This window comes from Faecalibacter sp. (assembly GCF_057177045.1).
Window position 1 is genome coordinate 2,520,694 of sequence record NZ_CM169987.1, and the last position, 13,232, is coordinate 2,533,925.

14 protein-coding genes are annotated in these 13,232 nt (G+C 34.8%); 12 read left to right on the forward strand and 2 right to left on the reverse strand.

All coding sequences use genetic code 11. From position 1 onward, the window contains the following. From AC1QSP_RS11740 to atpG, 7 genes are all read left to right on the forward strand, one after another. The gene (locus AC1QSP_RS11740; RefSeq protein WP_484078856.1) at positions 1–381 is read left to right on the forward strand and encodes a hypothetical protein; all 381 of its coding nucleotides are present in this window, start codon (positions 1–3) and stop codon (positions 379–381) included. A gap of 78 nt (positions 382–459) precedes the next feature. Next, entirely contained in the window at positions 460–1,605 is a 1,146-nt protein-coding gene (atpB, locus tag AC1QSP_RS11745; protein WP_484078857.1) for a F0F1 ATP synthase subunit A, read from the forward strand. Between the two features lie 71 nt (positions 1,606–1,676). Beyond that, positions 1,677–1,886, forward strand: coding sequence for an ATP synthase F0 subunit C (gene atpE / locus AC1QSP_RS11750; protein ID WP_121934815.1), 210 nt, complete (start codon positions 1,677–1,679; stop codon positions 1,884–1,886). Positions 1,887–1,984: 98 nt separating this feature from the next. Beyond that, positions 1,985–2,479, forward strand: coding sequence for a F0F1 ATP synthase subunit B (locus AC1QSP_RS11755; protein ID WP_484078858.1), 495 nt, complete (start codon positions 1,985–1,987; stop codon positions 2,477–2,479). 2 nt (positions 2,480–2,481) lie between these two features. Further along, positions 2,482–3,042 carry an ATP synthase F1 subunit delta gene (gene atpH, locus AC1QSP_RS11760; RefSeq protein ID WP_484078859.1) on the forward strand — a complete coding sequence of 187 codons (561 nt, stop codon included), beginning with the start codon at positions 2,482–2,484 and terminating at the stop codon, positions 3,040–3,042. 11 nt (positions 3,043–3,053) lie between these two features. Beyond that, positions 3,054–4,628, forward strand: coding sequence for a F0F1 ATP synthase subunit alpha (gene atpA, locus AC1QSP_RS11765; RefSeq protein WP_484078860.1), 1,575 nt, complete (start codon positions 3,054–3,056; stop codon positions 4,626–4,628). A gap of 70 nt (positions 4,629–4,698) precedes the next feature. After that, positions 4,699–5,565, forward strand: a complete 867-nt coding sequence (atpG, locus tag AC1QSP_RS11770; protein WP_484078861.1) for an ATP synthase F1 subunit gamma — start codon at positions 4,699–4,701, stop codon at positions 5,563–5,565. Positions 5,566–5,752: 187 nt separating this feature from the next. Here atpG and AC1QSP_RS11775 read toward each other — a convergent pair whose 3' ends face one another. Beyond that, positions 5,753–6,502, reverse strand: a complete 750-nt coding sequence (locus AC1QSP_RS11775; protein ID WP_484078862.1) for a type 1 glutamine amidotransferase domain-containing protein — start codon at positions 6,500–6,502, stop codon at positions 5,753–5,755. A gap of 83 nt (positions 6,503–6,585) precedes the next feature. On the opposite strand from AC1QSP_RS11775, the gene AC1QSP_RS11780 reads away from it, so the two are divergent. Then, complete coding sequence (locus AC1QSP_RS11780) at positions 6,586–6,966, forward strand: winged helix-turn-helix transcriptional regulator (RefSeq protein WP_484078863.1); 381 nt, start codon at positions 6,586–6,588, stop codon at positions 6,964–6,966. 54 nt (positions 6,967–7,020) lie between these two features. Here the strand turns inward: AC1QSP_RS11780 and glyA are convergent, their stop codons facing one another. After that, entirely contained in the window at positions 7,021–8,295 is a 1,275-nt protein-coding gene (gene glyA / locus AC1QSP_RS11785) for a serine hydroxymethyltransferase (protein ID WP_484078864.1), read from the reverse strand. A 283-nt stretch (positions 8,296–8,578) separates the two neighbouring features. On the opposite strand from glyA, the gene AC1QSP_RS11790 reads away from it, so the two are divergent. From AC1QSP_RS11790 to AC1QSP_RS11805, 4 genes are all read left to right on the forward strand, one after another. Then, positions 8,579–9,640, forward strand: a complete 1,062-nt coding sequence (locus AC1QSP_RS11790; RefSeq protein ID WP_484078865.1) for an anhydro-N-acetylmuramic acid kinase — start codon at positions 8,579–8,581, stop codon at positions 9,638–9,640. 140 nt (positions 9,641–9,780) lie between these two features. Then, complete coding sequence (gene nhaA / locus AC1QSP_RS11795) at positions 9,781–10,938, forward strand: Na+/H+ antiporter NhaA (RefSeq protein WP_484078866.1); 1,158 nt, start codon at positions 9,781–9,783, stop codon at positions 10,936–10,938. Between the two features lie 93 nt (positions 10,939–11,031). Next, a complete protein-coding gene (locus tag AC1QSP_RS11800; RefSeq protein ID WP_484078867.1) occupies positions 11,032–12,252 on the forward strand; it encodes a bifunctional folylpolyglutamate synthase/dihydrofolate synthase in 1,221 nt (406 codons plus the stop codon). A 232-nt stretch (positions 12,253–12,484) separates the two neighbouring features. Next, a complete protein-coding gene (locus AC1QSP_RS11805; RefSeq protein WP_484078868.1) occupies positions 12,485–13,231 on the forward strand; it encodes a hypothetical protein in 747 nt (248 codons plus the stop codon). Position 13,232 lies beyond the last annotated feature (1 nt).

The following is a 13,232-nucleotide window of genomic DNA, read 5'->3' on the forward strand; positions in this document are numbered from 1 at the left end:
ATGGGAAAAGAATATTTTAAAATTGCAGTACTATTTTTAATTGGTGTTCTTCTTGCGGGTGGAATTCACTACGGAGTAGTGTTGTCGATGAATTTGAGCGAAAATCCGCCAATAGTGTACAAAATTTATATTATTTTGGGTTTGATTACCTTTATGATTTTACAAGTAGGTTTCGTCGTAAAAGCGAAAAGTTCTGATTTTGTAGGATTTACTTTTATGGGAGGGATGGTTGCTAAAATGGCGATTGTTTTGGTGCTGATAATTGTAAATGAACAAATTAAATCAAATGTTTTGCATTTGGTATTGGCTTATTTCGTAATTTTGCTCATCGAAGTTTTAGTGTTTTTACGCCTAATAAAATTGGAGTTTAAAAAGTTTTAATGATTTTTAGCATTACGTTTTGGTAAGTGGTTAATTTACTATAATTTTGCACGCAATTTAGATACAAAGGAATTATACATGAAATTTTCAGCGTTATTAACGTTTTTAATGTTATTCACATTTGGTTTTGCTCATGCAGCAGACCATCATGGGGATGCGCCAAAGACGTTCAGTGAATTAGTACAAAAGGATAAGCAAGCGAAAGAAGAGGAAATGGCTAAAGTTAAAGCTGGTGAATCTACTTTTAATCCTGTACCAACGATTATGCACCACATTTCGGATGCACACGAGTGGCACTTATGGGGAGAAGGAGAGAACAGTGTTTCTATTCCATTACCAGTAATTTTATGGGATGATAACGGATTAAATGTTTTCATGTCATCTAAATTCCACCACGGAGAAGAAGTTGTTGAAAGCAACGGAAACCACTATTTACTTTACCACGAAAAAGTTTACAAAACAGACGCAGATGGTACTGTAAATATCCACGTAGACGAAAAAGGTGAGTCTCATTTAGAAAATGCTAAACCATTAGATTTCTCGATTACTAAAAACGTAGCTTCTATGTTATTATCTTTCGTGATCTTAGTTTTAGTATTTATTACAGTAGCTTCAAACTACAAAAAAGGAAATTTAGTTCCTAAAGGAATTGCAGGTTTCTTAGAGCCAGTAATTATCTTTATTCGTGACGAAGTTGCGATTCCAAATATCGGAGAGAAAAAATACGCGAAATACATGCCTTATTTATTAACGTTATTCTTCTTTATCTGGGTAAATAACTTATTAGGATTATTACCAGGAGCAGCTAACGTTACAGGAAATATCGCCGTAACATTTGTTTTAGCATTAATCGCATTAATTGTGATCAATGTCTCAGGAAACAAAGAGTACTGGGGACACATGTTATGGATGCCAGGTGTACCAGTTCCAGTTAAAATCTTATTAGCTCCAATCGAGTTAATCGGAATTGTAACAAAACCATTCGCCTTAATGGTGCGTTTATTTGCGAACATTACCGCAGGTCACATCATCATTATGTCGTTAATCTCGTTAATTTTTATCTTCCAAACAGAATTTATGGCCGGTGGTTCATTACCATTAGCATTATTTATCTACTGTTTAGAGTTATTAGTAGCGGTATTACAAGCATTCGTATTTACAATGTTAGTGGCATTATTCATCGGTACTGCAACTGCAGAACACGAACACCACGATGCACACTAAGCAGTAATTACAACAAGAACAAATAAGTATAAAATAATTTTTTAATATATCTAAATCATATTATTATGGCAATTTCAGGAAGTATTGCAGCTTTAGGAGCTGGATTAGCAGTATTAGGAGTAGGTTTCGGAATCGGTAAAATCGGTTCTTCAGCTATGGAAGGTATCGCTCGTCAGCCAGAAGCAGCTTCAAAAATTCAAACAGCTATGATTATCGCTGCAGCCTTAATCGAGGGTGCTGGTTTATTCGGGATCGTAGTTGCGTTATTAGGTAACGGATAAGAATTTGACACAGATTTAGCTCCCGTAACGGTTGGTTATAGGAGCTAATTCTTATTAAAAAATTAAAGTAAATTTTAAATATCAAATAAAACATACAAATGGATTTAATCACTCCTTCGGTTGGTCTTATATTTTGGACGGCGATTGTTTTTATCATCTTATTAGTGATTTTAAGATCTGTAGCTTGGAAACCAATCTTATCTGCAGTTCAAGAAAGAGAAAAATCTATCGAAGATGCTTTAAATGCAGCTAAGAAAGCAGAAGAAAAATTAGTAGCATTAAACGCAGAAAACGAAAGATTAATCAAAGAAGCTAAAATTGAGCGTGATGCAATCTTGAAAGAAGCTCGTGAAATGAAAGATAAAATCGTTAACGAAGCGAAGAACACTGCTCAATCAGAAGCTGACCGTTTAATCGAGTCTGCTAAAGTTGCAATCTCTAATGAGAAAGCGGCTGCTATGGCTGATATCAAAAACCAAGTAGGTCAATTATCAATTGAAATTGCTGAAAAAATCTTAACTAAAGAATTAGCTGATAAAACAGCTCAAGAGTCTTTAGTAAACGAAGTTATTGACCAAGTTAAATTCAACTAATAATGGCAGGATTCAGAGCAGCAAATAGATATGCAAAAGGTTTGATGCAATTTGCTTTAGAGGCAAATCAAACTGACCTTGTCTATGCTGAGATGAATGAAGTTGTTAAGATCATTAAAGGTAGTGATGATTTAAGAGTTTTCTTAAATTCTCCGATCTTAGATGCAAAAACAAAAGAAGCTACTTTAGCGCAAATTTTTGCGAGCTTCTCTAAAACTTCTCAAACATTCATTTCATTAGTTGTAAGACAAGGAAGAGAAAACATTTTATCTAAAATTGCAGAGCAATACAATGCAATTTACGATATCATGAACAATGTTGTAACAGCAGAAATTACTTCAGCTGTTGAGTTGGATCAACCAACAATCGACAAAATTGTAGCTAAAGCTAAAGAAGGTTTAGATGCAAATGCACAAGTGAAAGTAGTCCGCAAAATTGATGCTTCATTAATCGGAGGTTTCGTTTTAAAAGTAGGAAATACTCAAATTGATTCATCAATCAAGACAAGATTAGCTTCACTTAAAAAACAATTTTCAAATAACGATTACATTCCTAAATATTAAATATTTCAAAGATGCCAGAAATAAATCCAGCTGAAGTATCAGCTATTTTAAAACAACAACTTTCTAGCTTCGATTCATCAGTTGAATTAGCAGAAGTAGGAACCGTTCTAAGTGTTGGGGATGGTATTGCTCGCGTTTATGGGTTAGATAATGCTCAATACGGTGAGTTAGTAGAGTTCTCTAATGGATTAGAGGGAATGGTACAAAACTTAGAAGAAGATAACGTAGGTATTGTACTTTTCGGAACGTCTACAGGAATCAAAGAAGGTGATACTGTAAAGCGTACTAATAAAATTGCTTCTATCAACGTAGGTGAAGGAATGTTAGGACGTGTAGTAGATATGTTAGGAAATCCTATCGATGGTAAAGGTCCAATCGAAGGTCAATTATATGAAATGCCAATCGAGCGTAAAGCTCCAGGGGTTATCTACCGTCAGCCAGTAAACGAGCCGTTACAAACAGGTATCGTTTCTATCGACGCGATGATTCCAGTTGGTCGTGGTCAACGTGAGTTAATCATTGGTGACCGTCAAACAGGTAAAACTTCTGTTGCTATTGATGCAATCTTAAATCAAAAAGAATTCTACGACAGAGGGGAACCAGTTTACTGTATTTATGTTGCTGTTGGACAAAAAGGTTCTACAGTTGCAGGAATCATGAAAACATTACAAGATCACGGTGCTGATAAATATACAGTAGTAGTTGCTGCTAACGCATCAGATCCAGCTCCAATGCAAGTATATGCTCCTATGTCAGGTGCTGCAATCGGAGAGTACTTCCGTGACTCAGGTCGTCCAGCGTTAATCGTTTATGATGATTTATCTAAACAAGCGGTAGCATACCGTGAGGTGTCATTATTATTACGTCGTCCTCCAGGACGTGAGGCATACCCTGGTGACGTTTTCTACTTACACTCTCGTTTATTAGAGCGTGCAGCTAAAATCATCGCTGATGATACAATTGCATCTCAAATGAATGATTTACCAGAATCAATGAAAGGTATCGTGAAAGGTGGTGGTTCATTAACTGCTTTACCAATCATCGAAACACAAGCCGGTGACGTTTCTGCATATATCCCAACAAACGTAATTTCGATTACAGATGGTCAGATCTTCTTAGAGTCAGATTTATTCAACTCAGGGGTTCGTCCAGCGATCAACGTAGGTATCTCTGTATCTCGTGTTGGTGGTTCTGCACAAACTAAACCAATGAAAAAAGTATCTGGTACATTAAAATTAGACCAAGCTCAATACCGTGAGTTAGAAGCGTTCGCGAAATTCTCATCTGACTTAGATGCTGCTACAATGGCGGTTATCGGAAAAGGTGTTCGTAACGTGGAAATCTTAAAGCAAGGAGTGAACTCTCCAATGCCAGTAGAAGAGCAAGTTGCTGTAATTTTCGCAGGAACAAATGGTTTATTGAAAAATGTTCCTACTGAAAAAGTAAAAGAGTGGCAAGCTGACTTTGTTGAATTATTAAGAAACAAATACGCTGATACTTTAGAAACTATCCGTAAAGGTAAATGGGATGATGCTATCATCGCTACATTAAACCAAGTGGTAGCAGATACAACAGCTAAATATTAATAATATCTATTTCAACGAGGAGCTTCGGTTCCTTGTTGATTTTATATAATCCTTCAACTTATAAAGTTATATGGCAAATTTAAAAGAAATCCGTGGTAGAATTACTTCTGTAGGTTCAACAATGCAGATTACAAGTGCTATGAAAATGGTATCGGCTGCTAAATTGAATCGTGCACAAGAATCTATTGTTCAACTACGTCCATATGCAAATAAATTACGTGAACTTTTACAAAATGTAAGTTCTACTTTAGATGCTGGTGTAGGAGGAGCTTTAACAGAACAACGTGAAGTGAATAACGTACTTTTAGTAGCGATTAACTCTAACCGTGGTTTATGTGGAGGATATAATTCTAGTATTATTAAAAAAGTTAACGCTTTATTAGAAGGTGAATTAGCAGGTAAAAATGTTGAGTTAATTACGATTGGTAAGAAAGCTTACGAAGCGTACAAAAAAACTGGCATGGTTGCTTCTAATGAATCGGCTTTATGGGATAACTTAAACTTTGCGGATGTTGCAAAAATCGCTGACGAATTAGTAGCTCAATTTAAGGAAGGGAAATATGATCAAATTCGTATCGTATACAACCAATTCCAAAATGCGGCAGTACAAATCGTTCAAGACGAACAATTCTTACCTGTAGTTTTAGAACAAGGGGCAGAAGAAAATGCAGCTGAATTAGATTACATTTTCACTCCATCGAAAGAAGAGATTTTAAATGATTTAATTCCTCAAACGTTAAAAACGCAATTATACAAAGCTGTTTTAGATGCTAACGCTTCTGAGCATGGTGCACGTATGACGGCAATGCATAAAGCAACTGATAATGCAAGCGAGTTACAAAGAGCGTTGAAAATTCAATACAACAAAGCTCGTCAAGCTGCTATTACAAACGAGATCTTAGAGATCGTTGGTGGTGCGGAAGCATTAAATGCGTAAGATTAGAATTTAATATTCGACATATTTTAAAAAAGCAATCTCATTCAGAGGTTGCTTTTTTTTTGATTATGCATTATAAAATTTTCAATATGTAATTTTGCCTTCCACCTTCCACCTTATGCATTGGACCATAAAAAAAGTCCCAAGTAAAACTCAGGACTTTCTAACTTCTAATATTTAATACCTCTTACTTTAAAGCTTCAACCATTGCTTCGCCCACTTTGGTTGCGGATTGGGGATTTTGTCCTGTAATTACACGTTGATCAACTACGACATAAGGTTGCCAAGGTTCTACCGCTTCGAAGATTCCACCACGTTTTTTCATTTCATCTTCTAACAAGAATGGAACAACTTCTGTTAAACCAACTGCCTCTTCTTCTACATTGGTAAACCCGTTGACTTTCTTTCCATCAATTAAGTATTTGCCGTTAGAAAGTTTAATGTTTAATAAACCTGCTGGTCCATGACATACAGCGGCAACGATACCGTTGTTTTCATAGATTTTTGTAGCCAATGCAGCGATGGCTTCGTTTTGTGGAAAATCCCAAACCGCTCCGTGTCCACCTGCATAAAAAATCGATTGGTATTCTTCTGGTTTTACCTCTTCCGGTTTCATCGAGTTTTTGATTTTGTTCTGATAATATTCATTTTCATAAAACTCTTTGTTGATAGGATCTTCTAAATCGAATCCATCAATTGGAGATTCTCCACCTTTCGGACTCACAAAATCGATTTCATATCCTGCATTCACTAATACTTTCCAAGGGTGAGCTACTTCTCCTAAGTAGTAACCTGTTTTTTCCCCTGTATTTCCTTTTTCCTCGTGACTTGTAATCACAAATAAAATTTTCTCCTTCATATTCTTTTGATTATTGATTTGTCCAAATCCTGAGATAAATGTGAATAACATCAGCAGGATTGTATTTATTTTTTGCATTAAACTATACTTTTTATAGTTGCAAATTTAGTACCGCAAGTTTACCTTCGCAAGAACTATCCAATTGGATAGTCGAAAGTATTATGATTGATACATCATCTCGTATTGTAGGGAAAACATATCCTTGTGCGATTAGTTTAGCCATGGATATGGTAGGCGGAAAATGGAAAACGGTTATTTTGGCTCATTTGATGGATGGAGAAAAACGTTACCATGCATTAAGAAAGGAATTACCAGATGTGACAGAACGTACGTTAAGTTTACAATTGAAACAGTTGGAAGCTGATGGTTTGGTTTACCGCGAAGTTTATGGAGATAAACCACCCTTAAAAGTAATGTATGGTTTAACCGAATTGGGTAAAAGTTTTATACCCGTCTTGGAACATTTAATGGAATGGGGGAAACAAGTCGTTAATGAATTCGATGTCGAATTGGTCAATACTTGTGAAAATAAAAAGTCCTAAGCAGTGCTTAGGACTTTCTATATACTATTATTTAATGACTAATAAATTAGTAAATTAATTCATTTGAAATAATGGACGATCCGCCATAAATTCATTGACTTTGTCTGCAACGGCATCAATAATTTCCTCGTTATCGATGTTCATTAATACTTCGTCGATGAAATCAGCAACCGTTTGCATATCTGCTTCTACTAAACCACGAGTTGTTACCGCAGCAGTTCCTAAACGGATACCAGAAGTTACGAAAGGTGATTTGTCATCAAAAGGAACCATATTCTTGTTACACGTAATTTCAGCTTCTACTAAAGCGTTTTCAGCTTGTTTACCAGAAATTCCTTTGTTACGTAAGTCAATTAACATACAGTGGTTATCTGTTCCTCCAGAAACAATATCGTATCCTTTAGCTACTAACGCATCTGCTAAAGCTTTTGCATTTTTAACCACTTGTAAAATATACTCCATGTATCCATCCGATAAAGCTTCTTCGAAAGCAACTGCTTTTGCTCCAATCACGTGCTCTAATGGTCCACCTTGTGTTCCTGGGAAAACAGCAGCATTTAATAATTGAGACATCATTTTTACTTCACCTTTTGGCGTTTTGTATCCCCAAGGGTTTTCGAAATCTTTCCCCATCATAATAACTCCACCACGAGGTCCACGTAATGTTTTGTGTGTTGTTGTTGTTACGATGTGACAGTGAGGCATTGGGTCATTTAAGATTCCACGAGCGATTAAACCAGCAGGGTGAGAAACGTCTGCTAATAATAATGCACCAACTTCGTCTGCTACTTCACGGAATTTGGCATAATCAATATCGCGTGAGTAAGCAGAAGCACCACAAATGATTAATTGAGGTTTTTCTTTGCGAGCTGTTTCAGCCATTGCTTCATAATCGATACGACCAGTTTCTTTATCTACACCGTAGAAAGAAGTTTGATAGGTCATTCCCGAGAAGTTTACAGGAGAACCGTGTGTTAAGTGTCCACCGTGAGATAAGTCAAATCCTAAGATTTTATCCCCTGGTTTTAAACATGCTAAATAAACGGCAGCATTGGCTTGAGAACCAGAGTGTGGTTGTACGTTTGCATATTCTGCATTAAATAAAGCTTTGATTCTTTCAATGGCAATTGTTTCGATTTGATCAACCACTTCACAACCTCCATAATATCTTTTTCCTGGGTAACCTTCTGCGTATTTATTTGTTAAAACTGAACCCATTGCACGCATCACATTTTCAGATACAAAGTTTTCTGATGCGATTAATTCTATTCCGTTTAATTGTCTTTCTTTTTCGTCTTCGATCAAATCAAAGATAATGTCTTGTGCCATTTTATGTTTGTTTGTAATTTATGCAACCAAAGATAAGATTTTTATCTTTTATTTTAAATTCAAAAAAAGAAGGCGTTTATTATTTTTTGGGTGTTTTCCTTGGTTGTGATTTTTAATTTTGTTCTAAGTTCCGTCACTTCGAGTGAATTTTCGAAATGCTCTGCAGAAAATTTGTATCGAGAAGTAAAACGGGAATTTGTCTAAGTTCTTGACATAAAAATCAAAGATTTTTACTCGAAATAACGAATGATATCTCCTTCTCAAAAATCCCTAAATTAGCGGTATGAAAAATCCCATTTACTGCATTGGTTTAATGTCCGGCACTTCTTTGGACGGATTAGATATTTGTTATGTTCGATTTGATTCGGATACTTCGTTCGAAATTCTACAAACAGAAGGAATCAATTATTCTTCAGCAATGAAAAATCAATTGAAGGATGCGTATCAATTATCGGCGATGCAATTGTGCGAATTGGATGTACAGTTTGGGTATTATTTAGGGGAACAAGTCAAATTGTTTGTGGATAAATACCACATCGAACATTTAGATTTTGTAGCCTCGCACGGACAAACGATTTTTCATCAACCGGATAAAAATTTTACATTACAAATTGGAAATGGCGCGGCCATTTCTTCCAAATGTCAGCAACGTGTGATTTGTGATTTCCGTACACAAGATGTAATTTTAGGTGGACAAGGAGCACCTTTGGTTCCGATTGGCGATGAATTATTATTTAATGAATACGATGCTTGTTTGAATTTGGGAGGGTTTTCGAATATTTCGATGAATCGTAATGGAAAACGAATCGCTTTTGATATATGTCCGATTAATATAATATTAAATCATTATGCGAATCAATTGGGATTGGATTATGATAAAGATGGTCAAATCGCTTCCACAGGTAAAATCAATCAAAGTCTTGTGGAAGAATTGAATCAATTAGCGTTCTATCACCAATCTTATCCAAAATCTTTAGGTTTTGAATGGGTAGAAAAAGAGTTTTTAACAATTGTTGAAAAGTATGATTTATGCATTGAAGATAAGCTATTTAGCTGTGTTGAACATATGGTTCATCAATTAAATAATACCTTCAAGGAATATGATATCAACAAGGTGTTGATAACTGGAGGTGGAGTTCGAAATCAATTCTTATTCAACGTTTTAAAATCGAAATCAAATACTGAATTAATCATTCCAAATGATAATTTAATCGATTTTAAGGAAGCCTTGATTTTTGCTTATTTAGGCTATCGCAGATATTTAGGAAAAGTAAATTGTTTGGCATCGGTTACTGGAGCAATAAAAGATCATTCGTCTGGAATAGTTTATGAACCTATAGAATGATTAAGAATATTGCAATGAAGATTAAATAATAAAATGCGTCTTTAGACTTTAATTCTGCATATTTAAAACATTTCATTATGGAATATTTGGTATACAAAATTGAACTTCTGTAATTTTACTGCAAATTCAATTTATAAAAGATGGTTTCTAAACTGTTTCAAAAATTCTTTCACAGCCAAACATCAGGTGGTATAACATTAATTTTCTGTACAATTTTTTCATTAATCGTAGCCAATTCCCTATTTGCGGAGTCCTATCAAAGTCTTTGGCATTTGGATGTATTTGGTCACTCTTTTGCTCATTGGATCAACGATGGGTTAATGGCGATTTTCTTTTTTCTAATCGGACTTGAGCTTAAGCGAGAAATATTTGTTGGAGAACTTTCGAATATAAAAAAGGCGATTTTGCCCATTTTTGCTGCATTAGGTGGAATGTTGGTTCCAGCAGGAATTTTTGCAACCATTAATATGGGAACAGATACCATTAATGGATTTGGAATTCCTATGGCTACTGATATTGCGTTTGCCGTAGCAATTATTACGATGCTTGGGAAACGTGTCCCTCTTTCTTTAAAAATATTTTTAACAGCATTAGCTGTAATTGATGATTTAGGTGCAATAGTGGTTATTGCTTTATTCTATCCTAATCCAGAACTCCCATTGGATTTTACACAATTTGGGATAGCAATAGCTGTCTTGGCGGTACTTGGAGTGATGAATAAATTGAAGGTGAAATCAATCGTTCCTTATATTATTGGAGGAATTATTGTATGGTGGTTTATGTTGCACTCAGGAATTCATGCCACAATAGCAGGAGTATTAGTTGCATTTACCATTCCTTTTGATAAAGATGATTCTAAATCTCTTTCTTATAAAGTTCAAGAAGCATTACATATACCAGTTGCATTTATCATTTTACCTTTATTCGCTTTAGCGAATACAGCCATTACAATAGAAGGAGGTGGTTTTTCACATTTTAGTTTACCATTAGCAACAGGGATATTCTTAGGGTTAGTAATTGGAAAACCTTTGGGAATTACTTTAATGACATGGATAGCTGTGAAAATGGGATTATGTGAACTTCCTACAGCAGTGAATTTTAAACGTGTTTTTGGAGTTGGTATGTTAGGAGGGATTGGATTTACCATGTCGATATTTGTGTCGATGTTGGCATTTAAAGATCCGGCGTATATCAACGAAGCCAAATTGATGATTTTGGTTGCATCTGTAACCGCAGCGTTGTTAGGGTTCTTTTATCTGAAGACGACATTAACGCAACGTCAAGATTATTCGGATTAAATGAATTATGAAATATGATAAAGTCGATTTTTTCTTAGGAAGAAATCGACTTTTATTTTATCCCTCCGTATCTTCGTATAAATATTATGAACAATGAGAACATATCAAGAAACTATTGATTGGCTATTTTCTAATTTACCAATGTTTCAGCGTGTAGGCGCTTCTGCAATGAAAAAAGACTTAACCAATATTACGGCATTATGTGAATACTTGGGAAATCCACAGCAGAAATTCAAATCGATACATATTGCTGGAACAAATGGTAAAGGAAGTACATCTCATATGTTGGCATCCATTTTACAGGAAGCAGGATATAAAGTCGGTTTAACAACTTCTCCACATTTGAAAGATTTTCGGGAACGAATTCGTATTAACGGAATGATGTGTGAAGAAGAATTTATTGTAGATTTTGTGGCTCAGCATGAACAAAAAATTTTAGACCAAGGCGCTTCATTTTTTGAAATTGCTATTGCAATGGGATTTGAATATTTCGCTCAGCAACAAGTTGATATCGCAGTCATTGAAACCGGATTAGGTGGACGATTAGATTCAACGAATATTATTTTACCTGAATTATCAGTAATTACCAATATTGCTTTAGAACATACTCAATTCTTGGGAGATACTTTAGCGCAAATCGCTTTCGAGAAAGCAGGAATTATAAAATCGAATACACCTGTTGTTATTGGAGAAACAACAATGGAAACAAAAAAAGTATTTTCTGAAATAGCTGCTCAACGACATTCAGAAATTATATTCGCCGAAGAAAAGTTCTTCCAAGATTTACCATCTGATTTAAAAGGATCTTATCAAGTAAAAAATAGACGTACAGTTTTAACAGCTGTGGAACAACTTCAAGCACAAGGGTGGAATATTACAGCGTCTAACATTTCGAATGGACTTTTGAATGTGGTAAAAAATACAAATTTGAGAGGTCGATGGGATGTTTTAGGTCAACATCCATTAATTGTTGCTGACACTGCTCATAATCCGCATGGATTAATTGAAGTCGCCAACCAAATTAATGAACAAGCTTATAATCATTTGCACTTAGTTTTAGGTTTTGTTAATGATAAAGATGTGCAGCAAAGTTTATCCTTCTTCCCAAAAATGGCAACCTATTATTTCTGTGAACCAGATGTGCCTCGTCGATTACCCATCGATGATTTGCGAATGGTTGTACCGAAAGAATTGAAAGATATCCATTATTTTGATTCGGTTGAAAAAGCGCTCACTGCTGCGAAAGCAGCAGCAGAAGAAAATGATATGATCTACATCGGAGGATCAACATTTGTAGTTGCAGAAGTGCTTTAATTATTCATAAAATAAATAGATTAAAAGCGTAAAAAACAATAGCGTTTAATCTTTCTTTTTGTATAAATCAATAGAAATAGTCAGAAATTCTATTCTTATAACGATTCAACTTGTTTAATAGTTGTTGAATATTTTATGAGAAATATTATTTCTGGCTAATTTTTAATGTTTTAGGTCTTTTTATTTTTCAGAGAAGTCCTATCTTCGCACCGGTTAATTAATTTTAAATTTCATGAAAAAATATTTACTAGGTGTAGCATTCGCTATGTCTTTTACATTAGCGCAAGCTCAGGTTGGTATTGGTACCGATACACCTCAAGCAACATTAGATATTATTGGACAAGGGGATGATAACAATGTTATTGATGGAGTTATTGCGCCTCGTATTACTGGAAATCAATTAAGAGCAAAAAATGACTTATATACAACTGCTCAAAATGGTGCAATTGTATATGTTACTGAAGCGGATTCTGCTCCTGCTGGAAAAACTGTTAAAGTTACTTCTCCAGGATATTTTTATTATTCTCACCCAGAAGGAGATAATATTGAAGGAATTTGGGAACGTATGGATTCATCGTCTAAATTCTTTTATATGCCCTCTGTAGCATTGCCTACAAGAATTGATGATGCTAGAATTACAGATGAGAATAATGCTAATTTTACTGTAACTCAAGGTGATCAAACGATATTTACGGTAGACTTATATAATATTTTTAAAGAGCAATTTTTAAAACCCGTAGCATCTTCAGCATTATCAAGTTCTGAAATTCAAAATTTAGACTGTAATGTAAATCCAAGTAAAGGACTATGTGGTTTCGTTTCTTCTAGTGATAAGTATGAATATTATGTAACTTTTATAGATGAATCATTGTTTTTAAACACATCAATTTCTCCTGAAGGAATTTTGAGTTATCAAGTAGATCCAAATAAAATAATTAGAAATGGTTCTTTTATGAATATTGTTTTAAAGGTTAAGTAAA